16 protein-coding genes are annotated in these 18,702 nt (G+C 71.1%); 9 read left to right on the top strand and 7 right to left on the bottom strand.

Annotated elements, in window-relative coordinates:
* Window positions 1-2: 2 nt before the first annotated feature.
* The 3 genes from kdpB to kdpF are packed head-to-tail and all read right to left on the bottom strand — an operon-like array spanning window position 3 to window position 3,845.
* Window positions 3-2,048: a potassium-transporting ATPase subunit KdpB gene (gene kdpB / locus AB0M93_RS16365; protein ID WP_364273917.1), complete on the bottom strand. Its 2,046-nt coding sequence runs from the start codon at window positions 2,046-2,048 to the stop codon at window positions 3-5.
* A complete protein-coding gene (gene kdpA / locus AB0M93_RS16360; RefSeq protein ID WP_364273914.1) occupies window positions 2,045-3,706 on the bottom strand; it encodes a potassium-transporting ATPase subunit KdpA in 1,662 nt (553 codons plus the stop codon). Before kdpA ends, kdpB begins: the two co-directional genes overlap by 4 nt.
* A gap of 37 nt (window positions 3,707-3,743) precedes the next feature.
* Window positions 3,744-3,845: a K(+)-transporting ATPase subunit F gene (gene kdpF / locus AB0M93_RS16355; protein ID WP_014466724.1), complete on the bottom strand. Its 102-nt coding sequence runs from the start codon at window positions 3,843-3,845 to the stop codon at window positions 3,744-3,746.
* A 404-nt stretch (window positions 3,846-4,249) separates the two neighbouring features.
* Here kdpF and asnB point away from each other — a divergent pair, with 404 nt between their 5' ends.
* Window positions 4,250-6,091 (top strand): asparagine synthase (glutamine-hydrolyzing), encoded by a 1,842-nt coding sequence (asnB, locus tag AB0M93_RS16350; RefSeq protein ID WP_364273911.1) that lies wholly within the window; start codon window positions 4,250-4,252, stop codon window positions 6,089-6,091.
* Between the two features lie 72 nt (window positions 6,092-6,163).
* Here the strand turns inward: asnB and AB0M93_RS16345 are convergent, their stop codons facing one another.
* Both AB0M93_RS16345 and AB0M93_RS16340 read right to left on the bottom strand, forming a co-directional pair.
* Complete coding sequence (locus AB0M93_RS16345) at window positions 6,164-7,162, bottom strand: Gfo/Idh/MocA family oxidoreductase (RefSeq protein ID WP_364273908.1); 999 nt, start codon at window positions 7,160-7,162, stop codon at window positions 6,164-6,166.
* Between the two features lie 2 nt (window positions 7,163-7,164).
* On the bottom strand, window positions 7,165-8,172 hold the full coding sequence (locus AB0M93_RS16340) for a LacI family DNA-binding transcriptional regulator (RefSeq protein WP_364273905.1): 1,008 nt from the start codon (window positions 8,170-8,172) through the stop codon (window positions 7,165-7,167).
* 113 nt (window positions 8,173-8,285) lie between these two features.
* Between AB0M93_RS16340 and AB0M93_RS16335 the strand changes: the two genes are divergently transcribed.
* The 8 genes from AB0M93_RS16335 to iolD are packed head-to-tail and all read left to right on the top strand — an operon-like array spanning window position 8,286 to window position 16,534.
* On the top strand, window positions 8,286-9,164 hold the full coding sequence (locus tag AB0M93_RS16335; RefSeq protein ID WP_364273902.1) for a TIM barrel protein: 879 nt from the start codon (window positions 8,286-8,288) through the stop codon (window positions 9,162-9,164).
* A gap of 23 nt (window positions 9,165-9,187) precedes the next feature.
* Window positions 9,188-10,186 carry a sugar ABC transporter substrate-binding protein gene (locus AB0M93_RS16330; protein WP_364273899.1) on the top strand — a complete coding sequence of 333 codons (999 nt, stop codon included), beginning with the start codon at window positions 9,188-9,190 and terminating at the stop codon, window positions 10,184-10,186.
* Window positions 10,183-11,226, top strand: a complete 1,044-nt coding sequence (locus AB0M93_RS16325) for an ABC transporter permease (RefSeq protein WP_364273896.1) — start codon at window positions 10,183-10,185, stop codon at window positions 11,224-11,226. Before AB0M93_RS16330 ends, AB0M93_RS16325 begins: the two co-directional genes overlap by 4 nt.
* A complete protein-coding gene (locus AB0M93_RS16320; protein WP_364273893.1) occupies window positions 11,223-12,002 on the top strand; it encodes an ATP-binding cassette domain-containing protein in 780 nt (259 codons plus the stop codon). The genes AB0M93_RS16325 and AB0M93_RS16320 overlap by 4 nt, the downstream gene beginning before the upstream one ends.
* Window positions 11,999-12,928: a 5-dehydro-2-deoxygluconokinase gene (gene iolC, locus AB0M93_RS16315; RefSeq protein ID WP_364273890.1), complete on the top strand. Its 930-nt coding sequence runs from the start codon at window positions 11,999-12,001 to the stop codon at window positions 12,926-12,928. Before AB0M93_RS16320 ends, iolC begins: the two co-directional genes overlap by 4 nt.
* The gene (locus AB0M93_RS16310; RefSeq protein WP_364273887.1) at window positions 12,925-13,815 is read left to right on the top strand and encodes an aldolase; all 891 of its coding nucleotides are present in this window, start codon (window positions 12,925-12,927) and stop codon (window positions 13,813-13,815) included. The genes iolC and AB0M93_RS16310 overlap by 4 nt, the downstream gene beginning before the upstream one ends.
* Window positions 13,812-14,702, top strand: a complete 891-nt coding sequence (gene iolB, locus AB0M93_RS16305; protein ID WP_364273884.1) for a 5-deoxy-glucuronate isomerase — start codon at window positions 13,812-13,814, stop codon at window positions 14,700-14,702. The genes AB0M93_RS16310 and iolB overlap by 4 nt, the downstream gene beginning before the upstream one ends.
* Window positions 14,699-16,534, top strand: a complete 1,836-nt coding sequence (gene iolD, locus AB0M93_RS16300; protein ID WP_364273881.1) for a 3D-(3,5/4)-trihydroxycyclohexane-1,2-dione acylhydrolase (decyclizing) — start codon at window positions 14,699-14,701, stop codon at window positions 16,532-16,534. Before iolB ends, iolD begins: the two co-directional genes overlap by 4 nt.
* Here iolD and AB0M93_RS16295 read toward each other — a convergent pair.
* Together AB0M93_RS16295 and AB0M93_RS16290 are read right to left on the bottom strand one after the other, a co-directional pair.
* Entirely contained in the window at window positions 16,519-17,472 is a 954-nt protein-coding gene (locus AB0M93_RS16295) for a hypothetical protein (RefSeq protein ID WP_364273878.1), read from the bottom strand. The genes iolD and AB0M93_RS16295 overlap by 16 nt on opposite strands.
* Window positions 17,469-18,701: an MFS transporter gene (locus AB0M93_RS16290; RefSeq protein WP_364273875.1), complete on the bottom strand. Its 1,233-nt coding sequence runs from the start codon at window positions 18,699-18,701 to the stop codon at window positions 17,469-17,471. The genes AB0M93_RS16295 and AB0M93_RS16290 overlap by 4 nt, the downstream gene beginning before the upstream one ends.
* Window position 18,702 lies beyond the last annotated feature (1 nt).

Below are 18,702 nucleotides of genomic sequence, written 5' to 3'. Positions count from 1 at the left end.
TTTCACCCGATTCCGGGGACGAGGCGCACGAGCAGGTCGATCAGCCAGATCCCGAGGAAGGGGCTGACGATGCCGCCGAGGCCGTAGACGAGCAGGTTGCGGCGCAGCAGGGCCGAGGCCGACGACGGCTTGTACCGCACGCCGCGCAGGGCGAGCGGGATGAGCACCACGATGATCAGCGCGTTGAAGATCACCGCGCTCAGGATCGCGGACTTCGGCGTGGCCAGGTGCATGACGTTCAGCCCGCCGAGCTGGGCGTAGATGCCGGTGAACATCGCGGGCAGGATCGCGAAGTACTTCGCGAGGTCGTTGGCGACGCTGAACGTCGTCAGCGCGCCGCGGGTGATCAGCAGCTGCTTGCCGATCTCGACGATCTCGATCAGCTTCGTCGGGTCGCTGTCGAGGTCGACCATGTTCCCGGCCTCCTTGGCGGCCGAGGTGCCGGTGTTCATCGCGACGCCGACGTCGGCCTGCGCGAGCGCGGGGGCGTCGTTGGTGCCGTCGCCGGTCATCGCGACCAGCCGGCCGCCTTCCTGCTCCTGCTTGATGAGCGCCATCTTGTCTTCGGGCTTGGCTTCGGCGAGGAAGTCGTCGACGCCGGCGTCCGCGGCGATGGCCTTGGCGGTGAGCGGGTTGTCGCCGGTGATCATCACCGTCTTGATGCCCATCGAGCGCAGCTCTTCGAAGCGCTCCTTCATGCCCGGCTTGACGACGTCGGACAGCCGGATCACGCCGCGCACGACGGTGTCCTCGGCGACGACCAGCGGCGTCCCACCTTGGGCGCTGATCTCGTCGACCACGCGCTCGGTCTCGGCGGGGAACTCGCCGCCGTTGTCGCGTACCCAGGCTCGGACGGCGCTCGCCGCGCCCTTGCGGATCCGGCGGGTCCCGATGTCGAGGCCGCTCATCCGCGTCTGCGCGGTGAAGGGGACGAACTCGCCGTGCTCGTCCTGCGCCGCGTGGTCCGCCGTCAGCTCGACGACGCTGCGGCCCTCGGGCGTCTCGTCGGCCAGGCTGGCGAGCCGGGCGGCGCGGGCCAGTTCGTCCGATGTGGACGTTCCGACCGGGATCAGCTCGGTGGCCCGGCGGTTGCCGAAGGTGATGGTGCCGGTCTTGTCGAGCAACAGCGTCGAGACGTCCCCCGCGGCTTCGACCGCGCGGCCGCTCGTCGCCAGGACGTTGCGCTGGACCAGGCGGTCCATGCCCGCGATGCCGATCGCGGACAGCAGCGCGCCGATCGTCGTCGGGATGAGGCACACCAGCAGCGCGGTCAGCACGATCACCGACTGCTCGGACCCGGAGTAGCGGGCCATCGGCTGCAGCGCGACGACGGCGAGCAGGAAGATGATCGTCAGCGTCGAGAGCAGGATCGTCAGCGCGATTTCGTTCGGCGTCTTCTGCCGGGAAGCGCCCTCCACCAAGGCGATCATGCGGTCCACAAAGGACTCGCCCGGCTTGGTGGTGATCTTCACGACGATCCGGTCGCTCAGCACGGTCGTGCCGCCGGTGACCGCGCTCCGGTCGCCGCCGGACTCGCGGATGACGGGCGCGGACTCGCCGGTGATGGCCGACTCGTCGACGGTCGCGATGCCCTCGACGACGTCGCCGTCGCCCGGGATCACCTGGCCCGCCTCGACGACGACCAGGTCGCCGACCTTCAGCTCGACGCCGGGCACCTGCTCCTCACCGCCGGAGGTGAGCCGGCGGGCGACGGTCTCCTTCTTCGACCGCCGCAGGCTCTCCGCCTGCGCCTTGCCCCGCCCTTCGGCGACGGCCTCGGCGAGGTTCGCGAACAGCACCGTGAACCACAGCCAGACGGCGATCAGGGTGGTGAACACGCTCGGGTCGAAGACCGCGAAGACGGTGGTGAGCGCGGAGCCCACCCACACCACGAACATCACCGGGTTGCCGAGCTGGTGCTTCGGGTTGAGCTTCCGGAACGCTTCCGGCAGCGACGTCCACAGCTGGCGCGGGCTGAAGACACCCACGCCGACGCGGCTCGGGGGTTCGGCGGGAGTCACCTGCGGTCGTTCTTCGGTGACGGTCATGCGAGTGCCTCCGCGATGGGCCCGAGCGCGAGCGCCGGGATGAACGTGAGGGCCGCGACGAGCACCACCGTGCCGGTGAGCAGGGTGGCGAACAGCGGCCCGGTGGTCGGCAGGGTGCCCGCGGTTTCGGGCACCTTCCGCTGGGCGGCCAGGGAACCGGCCAGGCAGAGCACGGCGAGGATCGGCACGAACCGGCCGAACGCCATGGCGACGCCGAACGACGACTGGAACCAGTCGCTCGTCGCGGTCAGGCCGCCGAAGGCGCTGCCGTTGTTGTTGCCGGTCGACGCGTAGCCGTAGAGGACCTCGGACAGCCCGTGGGCGCCGGAGTTGCCCAGCGCGCCCGCCGTGCCCGGCAGCAGCAGGGCGATCCCCGAGCCGAGGAGCACCACGGTCGGCATCGCGAGCATGGCGATCGCCGCGCAGGTGACCTCGCGCTTGCCGAGCTTCTTGCCCAGGTACTCCGGCGTGCGCCCGACCATCAGCCCGGCCAAGAACATCGCGATGATCGCCAGCACGAGGATGCCGTAGAGGCCGGTGCCGACGCCGCCGGGCGAGATCTCGCCGTAGAGCATGTTCAGCAGCGGGCCGCCGCCGCCGAGCCCGGACAGGCTGTCGTGGGCGCCGTTGACCGCGCCGGTCGACGTGCCGGTGGTCGTGTCGGCGAACAACGCCGTCAGCCCGATGCCGAAGCGCTGCTCCTTGCCTTCCATGCTCGCCCCGGCGGCCAGCGCCGCCGGGTTGTTCGCCTTGGCCTCGGAAAACCAGATGAGCGCCAGCGAAGCGGCCCACAGCAGCCCCATCACGCTCAGCAGGACGTACCCCTGGCGCTGGTTCCCGACGAGCTTGCCGAACGCGCGGGTCAGGCTCACCGGGATGACCAGGATCAGGAACAGCTGGACGAGATTGCTCCAGGCGTTCGGGTTCTCGAACGGGTGCGCGGAATTGGCGTTGAAGATGCCGCCGCCGTTGGTGCCCAGTTCCTTGATCGCCTCCTGGCTCGCGGCCGGGGCGAGCGCGATCGTGCCGTGGCTGCCGTCCGGGTTGGTGACGGCGACGCCGGCCTTCAGGCTCTGCACGACGCCCAGGGCGACCAGCACGAGCGCGAAGACGAACGCCATCGGCAGCAGCACGCGGACCGTGCCGCGGGTGAGGTCCACCCAGAAGTTGCCGAGCCGGTCGGTCTTCGCCCGGACGAACCCGCGCGTCACGGCGATCGCCACGGCCAGGCCGACCGCCGCCGACAGGAAGTTCTGCACGGTCAGCCCGGCCATCTGCACGAAGTGGCCCATCGTCGTCTCGGGGACGTAGGACTGCCAGTTCGTGTTGGTGACGAACGAGACCGCCGTGTTGAAGGCGACGCCGGGGCTCACCGAGCCGCGGCCCAGGCTCCACGGCAGCAGCGGCTGCAGGCGTTGCAGGAGGTAGAGCAGGACGACCGAGACGAACGAGAAGCCGAGCACGCCCGCGGCGTAGGTCGGCCACCGCTGCTCGGAACCGGGGTTGACGCGGAAGAGCCGGTAGAGGCCCTTCTCGAGCTTCAGGTGCTTCTCGGTGGAGAAGACACGCGCCAGGTAGTCGCCGAGCGGTTTGTGGACCGCGGCGAGGGCGGCGAGGAGCAGGCCGAGCTGGATGAGCCCGGCCGTCGTGTCTGTCATTTCGGCCCCTCCGCGGGGAGAAGTACGTCGGGGCGCATCAGAATTTCTCCGGCCGGATCAAAGCGACGAACAGGTACACCAGCAGGCCGAGCGCCAGCAGGCCGCCGACGACGTCGGCCGGGGTTCCGGCGCCGCTCACAGCTTCTCCAAACCGCGCAGAACAAGCGCCAGCACCACGAAGACACCGATCAGCAGAACGGCGTAGAGCAAGTCGGCCACAGGCACCTCTCAGGACAGGTCACCGGGTTCGGTGACCGCGACGACGTCACTGTGCGGTCCGGCGAGGCCGTTCCGAAGGCCGGCTGATGGCGCCTTGATGCGTTCCTGACACGCCTTTACGGCGTCTTGACGGCGAGTGGCGGCAGTCACGCAAACGTTTGCCCGTAGCTCACCGTATGCAGTTGGTTAGTGACTCGCGACACAACCCGTGACCGAACAGGTGCGGAACGTGCAATTCGGGCAGACAAGATCTTCAGGCCGTGTTACACCTGTGTTACCGATAGTTGTATCGGCTAAGCAAATCCTTGGGAGAGGGGATCACCTATGTGCGGTATCGCCGGCTGGGTTTCCTACGACGCCGACCTCACCCGCCGCCGGGACGTGATCGACGCGATGACCGCGACCATGTCCTGCCGCGGCCCGGACGACGAGGGCACCTGGGTGCGCACGCACGTCGCGCTCGGCCACCGCCGCCTGGCCATCATCGACCTGCCCGGCGGCCGTCAGCCGATGACGGTGTCGACGCCGAACGGCGAAATCGCGATGGTCTACAGCGGTGAGGCCTACAACTTCACCGAGCTGAAGGAAGAGCTGACGAAGCTCGGGCACAAGTGGGAGACCGACAGCGACACCGAAGTCGTGCTGCACGGCTACCTGCAGTGGGGCGACGCGGTCGTCGACCACCTCAACGGCATGTACGCCTTCGCGATCTGGGACGAGCGCGACGACCGGCTGGTCATGATCCGCGACCGGATGGGCATCAAGCCGTTCTACTACTACCCGACCCGCGACGGGGTCCTCTTCGGCTCGGAGCCGAAGGCCATCCTGGCCAACCCGCTCGCCAAGAAGGTCGTCGACCTCGACGGGTTCCGCGAGCTGGCCGGCTTCACCAAGCGGCCGGGCTGGTCGCTGTGGAAGGACATGGAGGAGGTGCAGCCGGGCACGATCGTCACCGTGTCCCGCGAGGGCATCAGGACCCGCACCTACTGGAAGCTGGACGCGAAGCAGCACACCGACGACCAGGAGACGACGGTCGCGCGCGTGCGCGAGCTGATGACCGACATCGTCAACCGCCAGCTGGTCGCCGACGTCCCCCGGTGCGTGCTGCTTTCCGGCGGCCTGGACTCCAGCGCCGTCACCGGGCTCGCGGCCGCGCGCCTGGCCGAGCAGGGCGAGCAGCTGCGGACGTTCTCCGTCGACTTCTTCGGCCAGGAGGAGAACTTCAAGCCCGACGAGATGCGCGACACGGCGGACTCGCCGTTCGTCCGCGACGTCGCTTCCTTGGTCAACTCGGCGCACGAAGACGTCATGCTCAACCCGGGCGACCTGACCGACCCCGAGGTCCGGCGCGCGGTGCTGCGGGCCCGCGACATCCCGGCCGGCCTCGGCGACATGGACACGTCGCTGTACCTGCTGTTCAAGGCAATCCGCGGCCAGTCGACGGTGGCCCTGTCGGGCGAGTCGGCCGACGAGGTGTTCGGCGGCTACCGCTGGTTCCACGACGAGAAGGCCGTCAACGCGGACACGTTCCCGTGGCTGGCGTTCCGGACGTCGATGATGGACGAGCGGGCGTCGCTGTACACGCCGGAGCTGGTGAAGAACCTCGACGTCGAGTCCTACATCGCCGACCAGTACGCATCGGCGGTTTCCGCGGTGGAGCACCTCGACGGCGAGTCCGAGCGCGAGGCGCGGATGCGGACGATCTGCAACCTGCACCTGACCCGGTTCGTCCGGATGCTGCTCGACCGCAAGGACCGCGCGTCGATGGCGGTGGGCCTGGAGGTCCGTGTCCCGTTCTGCGACCACCGGTTGGTGGAGTACGTGTACAACACGCCGTGGTCGCTGAAGACGTTCGACGGCCGGGAGAAGAGCCTCCTGCGCCACGCGACCAAGCACGTCCTGCCGGAGTCGGTCGCGCAGCGGGTGAAGAGCCCGTACCCGTCGACGCAGGACCCGGGCTACGCGGCAGCGCTGCAGCAGCAGGTCAAGGAGGTGCTGGCCGAGCCGAAGCACGACGTGTTCGGCCTGGTGGACCGCACCTGGGCACACCGGGCGTCCGAAGTGGACCCGGCAACGATGGACCCGGCCATGCGCATCGGCCTGGACCGGGTGCTCGACCTGTACCACTGGATCGAGATGTACTCCCCGGAGCTGCAGCTCGGCTGAGGCCAGGGAGCGCGTGGCCGCCCCGACGAAGGCGGCCACGCGCGGCGTGTGGGGACGTCGCCGGCCAGGCGGCTAGCGGCGGACCTCCGCCAGCTTCACCGGACGCCGTTCCCGGCGCGAGACTTCGCACGCCTCCGCGATGTAGAACGCTTCAAGCGCATCAGCCGCTCCGCACGGCGAAGGCGCCCGGCCCGCGACGACGTCCAGGAAGGCCCGCAGCTCCGTCGTGTACGCCGGGCGGAAGCGCTCCATGAACCCCGGGTACGCCGGCCCGGGCAGGGGCGGCACGCCCGGCTCCACCGAGCGCAGGGGCGCCCGGTCGTCGAGGCCGACCACCACGCCGGACACCGAGCCGAGCACGTCGAGCCGCACGTCGTAGCCTGCGCCGTTGTAGCGGGTCAGCGAGACCGTGGCCAGCGTTCCGTCGTCCAGGGTCAGCGTCGCCGCCGCCGTGTCGACGTCGCCCGCGTCGCGGAAGAACTGCTCGCCGCGGTTGGCGCCGATCGCGTACACCTCTTCGACCTCGCGGCTGCTCACCCAGCGGATGATGTCGAAGTCGTGGACGCCGCAGTCGCGGAACAGGCCGCCCGAGTGCGCCACGTACTCCGCCGGCGGGGGCGCCGGGTCGAACGTCGTCGCCCGCAGCGTGTGCAGCCAGCCCAGCTCGCCCGATGCGACCGCCGCCCGGGCCGCCGCGTAGCCCGCGTCGAACCGGCGCTGGAAGCCGATCTGGACCGGGACGTCGGCGGCACTGATGCGGTCGATCACCGCCAGCGTGCCCGGGATGTCCGCGGCCACCGGCTTCTCGCAGAACACCGGGAGGCCCGCGTCGACCGCGGCGATGATCAGGCCCGGGTGCGCGTCCGTCGCCGCCGTGACGACCAGGCCGTCCAGTCCGGCGGCGAACAGTTCGTCGAGGGGCGCCGATTCGACGCCGAGCTTCGCGGCGGCGGAAACGGCCCGCGCGGGGTCGACGTCGGCCACGACGACCGACTCGACCTCGTCGAAGCCCTTCAGCGTCTCCGCGTGCGCGGTGCCGATCCGGCCCGTGCCCGCCAGTCCCAACCTCATCGTCAAGCTCCTCCTGTCTCAGAAGTGGTCGCCCGGACCACCAGCGAGGGATGCAGCAGGTGCCGGACCGGCTCCGTGCGCTCCCCGCGGACGCGCTCGATCAGCGCTTCGAAGGCCAGCCGCGCCATGTCCTTGCGGGGCTGGTCCACCGTGGTCAGGGAAAGGTGCCGCAGCGCGGCGAGCGAGGTGTTGTCGTAGCCGACGACCGAGACGTCCTCGGGCACCCGCAGCCCGGCCTCTTCGAGGGCCGAGATCGCGCCGACCGCGTTGAAGTCGTTGCCGGCGACCAAACCCGTCGGCAGCTCCGCCCGCGAGTACGCCGCGAGCAGTTCCCGCACCGCCTTCTCGCCGCCGATGTCGGTGTGCTCGCTGCGCACGACGATCGGGTCCAGCCCGTGCCGCCGCATCGCCGCCTCGAAGCCGCGGCGGCGCTGGGCCGCTCCGGCCGCACCACCGCCGTCGAGGTGCGCGATGCGCCGGTGCCCGAGGCCGACCAGGTGGTCGACGGCCAGCGCGGAACCCGCTTCGCCGTCGTCGTTCACCGTGTCCACTGTGGACGAACGGACCGTCCGCGAAACCAGGACGACCGGGCACTGCCGGGCCGCGACCTGGATCGCCGAAGCCGGCACGACCGGGGAGAGCAGGATGATCCCCGCCGGGCGGAAGGAAAGCAGGTTGTGCAGGGCGTTCCACTCGCGCGTGGGACTGCGGCCGCCGGTGTTGAGGATCAGGTCGAACCCGGCCGCCTGCGCGGCGGTGTCCAGCTCTTCGACGATGTCGGCGAAGAAGGCGTTGCGCAGGTCGTTGACCATCACGCCGAGCACGGTGGACGTGCGGCTCGCCAGCGACCGCGCCATCACGTGCGGCTGGTAGCCGAGTTCTTCCGCCGCGCGCAGCACCGCCGCGCGCCGGGCGTCGGAGACCTTCGGTGAATTGTTCATCACCAGGGAGACCAGCGCGCGGGAAACTCCCGCCCGCGCGGCGACGTCCTCCATGGTCGGACGCACCATCCCGCACCTCCCCTGAGCACCGGAAACTCGGCCTTGACTTTGCTGTGACGGACGCTACAAGATTAGAGCGCTCTAATCAATAGAGCGCTCCAACGGACCAACGGAGGCCCCTTGTGACAGCGACGATCCGCGTGGCCGCCGCCCCGATCTCCTGGGGCGTCTGCGAAGTACCGGGGTGGGGCCGGGTACTGGACGCGGCGACCGTGCTCGGCGAGATGGCGGCCCTCGGCGTCCACGCCACCGAGCTGGGCCCGCCCGGCTACCTGCCCCGCGATCCGGCCGAACTGCGGCAGTTGCTGGGCCAGCACGACCTCACGCTCGTCGGCGGCTTCCTCGCCGTCGTCCTCCACGAGGACCAAGCGAACGCCCTCAAAGAAGCCGAGGAATCGGCCGCGCTCTTCGCCGCCTGCGGGGGTGACGTCCTCGTCCTCGCGGCCGCGACCGGCCTCGACGGCTACGACGACCGCCCGCGGCTCACCGACGCCGAATGGGCGACGCTCGTCGGCACCGCGGGCAAGATCCGCGACATCGCCGCCGCCCACGGCCTGCGCACGGTGCTGCACCCGCACGTCGGGACGCACGTGGAGCAGCAGGCCGAGGTCGAGCGCTTCCTCGCCGACTCCGATCTCGGGTTGTGCCTCGACACCGGGCACCTGATGATCGGCGGGACGGATCCGGTCGAGCTGGCGAAGCGGTATCCCGAACGGGTGGGGCACGTGCATCTCAAGGACGTCCGAGAAGACCTGGCGGCGGAGGTCCGCGCGGGCCGGCTCGGCTACACCGACGCGGTCGGGCGGGGCATCTACACCCCGCTCGGCGCGGGGGACGTGGACGTGGCGTCGATGGTGCGCTCCGTCCAGGCGGCCGGCTACGACGGCTGGTACGTCCTCGAACAGGACACCGCCCTCGGCGACTCGAGCCCCGACGACCTGCCCCGGCGGGACACCGAGCGCAGCCTGGCCCACCTCGCGAAGATCATCGGCTCCCTCTAACCCCTGGTCCCAAAGGAGTGACTATGTTGCGTCTGAAGAAGCTGGCCGGCGTGGCGGCGATCGCCGCCGCCGGACTGGCCCTCGCCGCCTGCAGCGGCCCCGCCGCCGACAACTCGAAGAACGACAACCCCAGCTCGGCGACCGTCGCGGCCCCCAACGCGGGCGGCCCGCTCAAGGTCGCCGTGGTCACCCACGGCAGCGCCGGTGACGCCTTCTGGAACGTCGTGAAGAACGGCGCCGAGCAGGCGGGCAAGGACCTGAACGTCGGCGTCGACTACTTCTCCGACGGCGACCCGGGCAACCAGGCCCGGCTGATCGACAACGCCGTCGCGCAGAAGGTCGGCGGCCTGGTCGTCTCGATGGCGAACCCGCAGGCCCTGCAGACGTCGATCCAGAACGCGGTGAAGGCCGGGATCCCGGTCATCACCATCAACTCCGGCGAGGACTTCAGCGCCCAGTTCGGCGCGATCGCGCACGTCGGGCAGAGCGAGGGCCTCGCGGGCCAGGGCGCCGGGCAGCGGCTCAAGGCGGCCGGCAAGACGAAGCTGCTGTGCGTCATCCACGAGGCCGGCAACATCGGCCAGAACCAGCGCTGCGACGGCGCGAAGCAGAGCTTCGGCAACGTCTCGACGCTGCAGGTCGACATCTCCAACCCGACCGACGCGCAGGCCCGGATCCGCGGCGCGCTGCAGTCCGACCCGTCGATCGACGCCGTGCTGGCGCTGAACTCGCAGGTCGCCGCCCGCGCCGTCGCCGCGGCGAAGGAAGCCAGCTCGAAGGCCCAGGTGGCCACGTTCGACCTGAACGCGGACGTCGTCGCGGCGATCAAGGACGGCAGCATTCTCTTCGCGGTCGACCAGCAGCAGTACGAGCAGGGCTACCTGCCGATCGTGTTCCTGAAGCTGTACAAGGAGAACGGCAACACCATCGGCGGCGGCCACCCGGTCCAGACCGGCCCGGGCTTCGTCGACAAGACCAACATCGACACCGTGGCCCCGTACGCGCAGCGCGGCACGCGATGACCGCAGCGATCCAAGCGCAGCCCGACGAGCGCGTCGCCAAAAAGGGACTGACGGACCGCCTGGTCGTCCGCCCCGAAATCGGCGCGCTCCTCGGTGCGGTGCTGGTGTTCGTCTTCTTCTCCGTCGTCACCAGTCAGTTCCTCAGCCCGCTGGGCGTGGCGACCTGGCTCGACGACTCCTCGACGCTGGGCATCATGGCCGTCGTGGTCGCGCTGCTCATGGTCGGTGGCGAGTTCGACCTGTCGGCCGGCGTGATGACGGCGTCGACGTCGCTGGTCACGGCGATCCTGGCGACGCAGGCGGGCTGGAACGTCTGGCTCGCGCTGGCCGCTTCGCTGGTCTTCGCGCTCGGCGTCGGCGCCTTCAACGGCTGGCTGGTGATGAAGACCGGGCTGCCGAGCTTCATCGTCACGCTGGGGTCGTTCCTGGCCCTGCAGGGGCTCAACCTCGGCGTGACGCGGCTGGTCACCAACACCGTCCAGGTCTCGGGCATGCGCTCGACCAGCGGCTACGAGTCGGCCGGCGGGCTGTTCGCGTCCACCTTCGACATCGGCGGCACGCAGTTCCAGTCGTCGATCATCTGGTGGATCCTCGTCACGGCGATCGCCGCGTGGCTGCTGGTGCGGACCCGGTTCGGCAACTGGATCTTCGCGGTCGGCGGGTCGCAGGTCTCGGCCCGCTCGGTCGGCGTGCCGGTGGTGCGCACGAAGATCCTGCTGTTCATGGGCACCGCGCTCGGCGCGTGGCTGGTCGGCTCGATCAACATCCTGCGCTTCGCCAGCGTCCAGGCGAACCAGGGCATCGGGCTGGAGTTCCAGTACATCATCGCCGCGGTGATCGGCGGCTGCCTGCTGACCGGCGGGTTCGGCTCGGCGGTGGGCGCGGCGATCGGCGCGCTGATCTTCGGCATGGCGCGCCAGGGCATCGTGTTCGCGCAGTGGAACAGCGACTGGTTCATGCTGTTCCTCGGCGTGATGCTGCTGGCCGCGGTCCTGGTCAACAACGCCTTCCGGCGCCGCGCGGAGAGGGTACGCCGATGAGCTTGCTGGAAGTGAAGGACATCGGGAAGACCTACGGCAGCGTGATCGCGCTCCGCGATGTGTCCACTGTGGTCAATGCGGGCGAGGTGACCTGCGTGCTCGGCGACAACGGCGCCGGGAAGTCCACGCTGATCAAGATCCTGGCCGGGGTGCACCAGCACGACCGCGGCGAGTTCCTCGTGGAGGGCGAGCCGGTGCGGTTCACCTCGCCGCGCGAGGCGCTGGACCGCGGCATCGCGACCGTCTACCAGGACCTCGCGGTGGTGCCGCTGATGAGCGTCTGGCGGAACTTCTTCCTCGGCTCCGAGCCGACGACCGGGTTCGGCCCGTTCCGGATGCTCGACCGGAAGAAGGGCCGGGAGACGACCAAGAAGGCGTTGTCCGACATGGGCATCGACCTGCGGGACGTCGAGCAGCCGGTCGGGACGCTCTCGGGCGGTGAGCGCCAGTGCGTCGCGATCGCGCGCGCAGTGTACTTCGGCGCGAAGGTGCTGATCCTGGACGAGCCGACGGCGGCGCTCGGTGTCAAGCAGGCCGGGGTCGTGCTGAAGTACGTCGCCCAGGCTCGCGACCGCGGGCTCGGCGTCGTGCTGATCACGCACAACCCGCACCACGCCTACCCCGTCGCCGACCGGTTCCTGCTGCTCAAGCGAGGGGCCGCGCTGGGGCACTACGAGAAGCCGGAGATCGACATCAACGAGCTGACCCGGCAGATGGCGGGCGGTGCGGAACTGGAGGCCCTGGAACACGAACTGCGGCAGGTGGAGAAGGCGTGACGCTCGAAGCGCTCACCATCGGCCGGGTCGGGGTCGACCTGTACCCCGAGCAGAGCGGCGTGCCGCTGGCCGGGGTCAGCACGTTCGCCAAGTCGCTCGGCGGGACCGCGACCAACGTCGCGGTCGCCGCCGCGCGGCTCGGCCGGCACACGGCGGTGCTGACCAAGGTCGGGCCGGACGGCTTCGGCGACTACGTGCGGCAGGCCCTCGACGGCTTCGGCGTCTCGCCGGCCTTCGTGGGCACCTCGCCGGACCTGCAGACACCGGTGGTGTTCTGCGAGCTGAACCCGCCCGCGGACCCGCCGCTGCTGTTCTACCGGTCGCCGATCGCGCCCGACCTCACGCTCACCGACGACGACGTGCCGTGGGACGTCGTCGAGTCGGTGCCGCTGCTGTGGGTCACCGGCACCGGCGTGTCCGCCGAGCCGGCCCGGACGACCCAGCGGAAGATCCTCGAGGCACGGGGGCGGCGTGACCACACCGTCCTGGACCTGGACTACCGGCCGATGTTCTGGCGGTCGGCGGAGCAGGCCCGCGCGGAGATCGGCGGCCTGCTGGACCACGTGACGGTCGCGGTCGGCAACCGCACCGAGGCCGAAGTCGCCGTCGGCACCGCGGACCCGGACACCGCCGCGGACCGCATGCTCGAGCGCGGGCTGCGGCTCGCCGTGATCAAGAAGGGCGCCGAAGGCGTCCTGGTGGCGACCCCGGACGGGCGTTCGACCGTGCCGCCGCAGCGTGTCGAGGTCGTCTGCGGGCTGGGTGCCGGCGACGGCTTCGGCGGGGCCCTGATCCACGGGCTCCTGGCGGGCTGGGCGCCGGAGCGCATCGCGGCGTACGCGAACGCGGCGGGCGCGCTCGTCGCGTCCCGGCTGGCCTGCGCCGACGCCATGCCGACCGCCGCCGAGATCGAGGAGCTGCTGTGATCCTCACCGACGAACGCTGGCAGGAACTGCTGCACACCCGCGCCACGAACCCGGGCGCGATCCGGCAGGCGTACGCCACCCGCCGGCGGCGGTCGAAGCTGCTGTCCGACCAGGGAACCCTGTTCCTGGTCGCGGCCGACCACCCGGCCCGGGGCGCGCTGGGCGTCGGCGAGGACCCCCTCGCCATGGCCGACCGGCGGACGCTGCTCGAACGGCTGCTCGTCGCGCTGGCCAACCCGGCGGTCGACGGCCTCCTCGGCACCCCCGACGTCGTCGAGGAGCTCCTGCTGCTCGGCGCCCTGCACGACAAGGTCGTCTTCGGCTCGATGAACCGCGGCGGCCTGGCCGGCGCCGACTGGGAGATCGACGACCGGTTCACCGGCTACGACGCCCGCACCCTGGTCGACTGCGGGCTCGACGGCGGCAAGATGCTGCTGCGCCTGGTCGACTCCGACCCCGGCACGGTCCCGACGCTGCAAGCTTGCGCCGACGCCGTCACCGAGCTGGCCGCCTACGGCCTGGTCGCCATGGTGGAGCCGCTCCCCTACCACCGTTCGGACGGAAAACTGGTGCTGCAGCAGGATCCCGTGTCCCTCGCGCGAGCGGTTACGGTGGCCTCGGGGCTCGGCGTGACGTCGGCGCACACCTGGCTGAAGCTGCCGTCCACCGACTCGGCGGCCGTCCTGGGCGCCACCACGCTGCCGGTCGTGGTGCTCGGCGGCGTCCCGTCGGGCGATCCGGCCGCCGATCTGGCCTCGTGGGGCCGGACGCTGCGCCACGACGTCGTGCGCGGCCTGGTCGTCGGCCGCACCCTGCTCTACCCGCCCGGCGGCGACGTCGGTGCGGCCGTGGAAGCCGCCGCGAAGGTTCTGGAGGCCGCGAAGTGAGCAAGCTGCACCGTCCGTTCGGGACACTGTCCGACGACGCCGACCCGGTCCGGCTGACCCCGGACACCGCCGGGTGGCGGTACTCCGGCCTGCGGGTGCTCTCGCTGGCCCCGGGCGAGGTACGCGTCCTGCACACCGGCGAATCCGAGGCGTTCGTGCTGCCCCTGGCGGGTTCGGCGACGGTCCGGGTCGACGGGGAAACGTTCGAGCTGGCCGGGCGCTCGTCGGTCTTCACCCGCGTGACGGACTTCGCGTACGTCCCCCGGGAGGCCGAAGTCGAGTTGTCGACAAAGGACGGCCTCGAGGTTGCACTACCGATGGCGCGCTGCACCCGGCGTCTCTCCCCGAAGTACGGACCGGCCGAGGACGTCCCGGTGGAGGTGCGCGGCGCCGGCCAGGCGACGCGGCAGGTGACCAACTTCGGCGTGCCCGGGGTCTGGGACCACGCGGACAAGCTCAACGCGTGCGAGCTGATCACCCCGGGCGGCAACTGGTCGTCGTACCCGCCGCACAAGCACGACGAGGCGAGCGAGTGCGAGGTCGTCAACGAGGAGATCTACTACTTCCGCATCGCCGGCCGGGACGGCGTCACGCCGTCCCGCGAAGGTTTCGGCCTGCACCGGACCTACACCGCCGACGGCGAGCTCGACGAGGACGTCGCCGTGCGCGACCACGACGTCTTCCTGATCCCGCGCGGCTACCACGGCCCGTGCGTCGCCGCGCCCGGCTACCCGATGTACTACCTGAACGTCCTGGCCGGGCCCGCCGACGAGCGGTCGATGGCGTTCTGCGACGACCCCGCGCACGGCTGGGTCCGCGACACGTGGGCGTCGCAGGAGCTCGACCCGCGTTGCCCGGTCACGAGTCACGAAGGACGTGTTCAGTGAAGCTGACGACGGCTCAGGCGCTGGTCCGCTGGATCCTCGCCCAGCGCTCGGAAACCCTGGACGGGCGCGAGGTCCCGCTGTTCCCCGGCGTGTTCGCGATCTTCGGGCACGGCAACGTCCTCGGCCTCGGCACCGCGCTGGAGGAACACCGCGGGGACATCCCGGTCTGGCGCGGGCACACCGAGCAGGGCATGGCCCTCGCCGCGGTCGGATACGCAAAAGCCACGCACCGGCGGCAGGTGGGCGTGGTGACGTCGTCGATCGGGCCGGGCGCGCTGAACATGGTCACCGCGGCCGGGGTCGCCCACGCGAACCGGCTGCCGGTGCTGCTGCTGCCGGGCGACACCTTCACCAACCGGGCGCCGGACCCGGTGCTGCAGCAGATCGAGCCGTTCGGCGACGCGACCGCGACGGTGAACGACGCCTTCCGCGCGGTCTCGCGCTACTTCGACCGGATCACCCGGCCCGAGCAGCTGCTCTCGACGTTGCCGCAGGTGGCGCGGGTGCTCACGGACCCGGCCGACGCCGGGCCGGTGACCCTCGCGCTGCCGCAGGACGTCCAGGCCGAGACGTACGACTTCCCGGAAGCGCTGTTCGAGCCGGTGACGCACCGGCCGCTGCGCCCGCGCCCGGACCGGCGTTCGATCACCGAGGCCGCCGCCGTCCTGCGTGCCGCCCACCGCCCGCTGCTCGTGCTCGGCGGCGGCGTCCGGTACTCCGGGGCCGGGCAGCGCGCGCTCGACTTCGCCGAGCGCCACGGAATCCCGATCGTGGAGACCACCGCGGGCCGGACGCTGGTGCCGCACGGGCACCCGCTGCACGCGGGGCCGCTGGGCATCACCGGCTCGACGTCGGCGAACGTCGTCGCGGCGGCGGCCGACGTGGTGCTGGCCGTCGGGACGCGGCTGCAGGACTTCACGACGGCGTCCTGGACGGTCTTCTCGCCCGACGTCCGGCTGGTGTCGCTCAACGCGGCCCGGTTCGACGCGGTGAAGCACGGGGCATTGTCGGTCGTCGGGGACGCCGACGCCGGCCTGACGGACCTCGCCGCCCAGCTCGAGAGCTGGCGGGTGGACCCGTCGTGGACATCGCGAGCCTCGGTCGAGCGGGTCTCGTGGGACACGCACGTCGACTCGCTGCGTTCGGCTTCAGGCGAGCTCCCGTCATACGCGCAGGTCGTCGGCGTGGTCAACGACCTGTCGGGGGCGGACGACTACATCATGACGGCGTCCGGCGGGCTGCCGGGCGAGCTGATCGGCGGCTGGCGCGGGTCCGGCTCGGTCTCGATGGACGTCGAGTACGGCTTCTCCTGCATGGGCTACGAGCTGTCCGGTGCGTGGGGTGCGGCGATCGCCCACCCGGGCCTGGTGACGACGCTGCTGGGTGACGGCTCGTACCTGATGCTGAACTCGGAGCTGTTCTCGGCCGCGTTCGCGGGTCACCCGTTCGTCGCGGTCGTCTGCGACAACGACGGGTACGCCGTGATCGCGCGGCTCCAGGAAGGCCAGGGCGGGAAGCCGTTCAACAACTTCTACGCCGACTGCACGACCTCGCACGCTTCGCCGCCGCGGGTGGACTTCGCCCGCCACGCCGAGTCGCTGGGGTGCGTCGTGTTCACGGCGTCCACTGTGGACTCACTTCGGGAGGCCTACGCCTCGGCTCGCGAAGCGGCCGTCTCGGAGCAGCGGCCGGCGGTGGTCGTGGTGAAGACGCAGCCGTCGGCGTGGACCGAAGCCGGAGCCTGGTGGGAGGTCGGCGTGCCCGAGCACCTGGCCGGGCGCGACGGTTACGAGCGCGGGAAGGGCGGCCAGGTCCGTTACCTCGGGTCCTGAGTGACGGCCGGCGACGCCGCGCCGGCGACCAGCTGCCGCGGCGCGCCGGAGCCGTCCGCCGGCACGGCCCAGACGGCGTTCTCCAGCCCGTACAGGATCGTGCGGTCGTCCTGCCAGAGCGCCTGGTCATCGACGCTGCGCGGCTCGGCGAGTTCGGTCTCCTTCAGCGTCCCGAGGTCCAGCACCGACAGCCGCCAGACGCCGTTGCCGACCTTCTTCTTGAAGGCGACCCGCTTGCCGTCCGGGGACAGCGACGGGCATTCGACGTTCTCGCGGAGGGTCTTGCCGCGGTAGCGCCCGTAGTCGGCTTCGACGAGGTAGGTCCGGCCTTTGCTGCCGAGGGTGGCGTAGAAGCGGTTGCCGTCGGCGGCGAAGGTGATGCCCCAGTAGTTGACGTCGGCCGCGAAGTAGCGGATGCCGTCCTTGAAGACCGGCAGCTCCTCGATCGTCTTGACGAGCCGTCCGGTGTCGACCTCGTAAAGCCCCGCACGCGTCGAGAAGCCGGTTTCCGCGTACGAATCGCCGGTGACGAACAGCGTCCAGTCGACGCGCTTGCCGTCCGGCGAGACGCGGGCGCGGCTCGGCGTGCCGGGCAGGGTTTCGGTGTGGCGGACGGCGAGGTGGTCGTCGAGGACGAGGACGTCGGTGATCGCCGGGAGCGTGCCCGGCCGGACCGCCAGGCACACGGCCGTCTGCTTCGCCACCGCGAACCGATCACACTTCAGGCCGCTGAGCTGCGGTTTCGCCGTGGTTTCGCCGAGCGGGACAGCGCCGACGCGGCCGGTGGCCGTGTCGCGGAACAGCAGCTGGCCGGGGGTCAGGATCACCGCGGCGGCGGGTTCGGCGGCCGCGGTGTCGTGCCGCGCGCTGACGGTGTAGGTGACGGCGGCGGCGACCAGGAGGGCCGTGCCGGTGAGGGCGAGAACGATTTTCTTCACGGGCGCACCGGTTTCGCGAAGGCGGCGGCGAGGGCGACGGCGGCCAGGCAGACCGCGGCGACGAGCACCGCGGGCCGCAGGTCCCACAGCGTCCACGCCAGTCCGAAGAGGACGGAGGAGAGCATCCGGGCCACGGCCTGGCCCGTCTGCACCACGGCCAGCCCGGTCGCGCGCAGGCCGGCCGGGATCAGCGGGCCGGCGGCGGCCATCAGGACGCCGTCGGTGGCCGCGTAGAACACGCCGTGCAGGCCGAGCGCGACCACGGCGAGCCACAGCCCCGCCTGCGGGCCGCAGAGCAGCACCAGGGCCAGGCACAGGGCCACGTGCCCGCCGAGGAACACCGGCCAGCGGCCGACGCGGTCGGCGAGCTTGCCGAGCGGCACGGCCAGCAGCAGGTAGACCCCGGCCGTGCCCAGCGGCAGCAGCGGGAAGTACGTCGCCGCGATCTCCCAGCGCCGCTGCAGGACGAGGTAGACGAACGAGTCGCCGACCGTCACCAGGCCGAGCAGTGCCGCCCAGAGCGTCACGCGCCGGAAGTCCTGCTGTCGCAGGAGACCGAGCGCGGCGCGTGCGGACACCGCGGCGCGGTCGACCGCACCGGGCCGGTCGCGGACGAACAGGGCCAGCAGCAGCACGGCGATGGCCGCGACGCAGAAGCTGGTGAAGAACACGCTGGTGTAGCTGCCGAGGCTCACGGCGAGGACCGCCATGGCCACCAGCGGGCCGAGGAACGCGCCGACGGTGTCCATCGCCCGGTGCACCCCGAACGAGCGGCCGAGGGCCGCCGGCTCGCTGCTGAGCGAGATGAGCGCGTCGCGCGGCCCGGTGCGCAGGCCCTTCCCGGTGCGGTCGGCGGCGAGGACCAGGCCGATGGCCGCGACCGAGGAACCGGCCGCGACCAGGCCGAGCTTGCACACCGCGGACAAGCCGTACCCGAACCCGGCGACGGCCTTGAGCCGCCGCCACCGGTCGGCGAGGTGCCCGCCGAGCACCCGCACGACCGCGGTGGCGCCCGCGTAGAGCCCGTCGAGCAGCCCGAACTGCAGCGGGTTCAGGCCGAGGCCGAGCACCAGGTAGAGCGGGAGGACGGCGGTCACCATCTCCGACGAGACGTCGGTGACCAGGCTGACCATGCCCAGCGCCACCACGTTGGCGGAGACCCGCTTCAGCGCCGGTTTGCGGTCGGTGCCGGACGCCAGGTCCGAGGTACGGCTTGCCGCGATGTACATG

It is taken from the genome of Amycolatopsis sp. NPDC051102 (assembly GCF_040682815.1).
Taxonomy (GTDB): Bacteria; Actinomycetota; Actinomycetes; order Mycobacteriales; family Pseudonocardiaceae; genus Amycolatopsis.
Note: the sequence above shows the minus strand (reverse complement) of the source record. Positions and strands in the feature narration are given on the sequence as shown.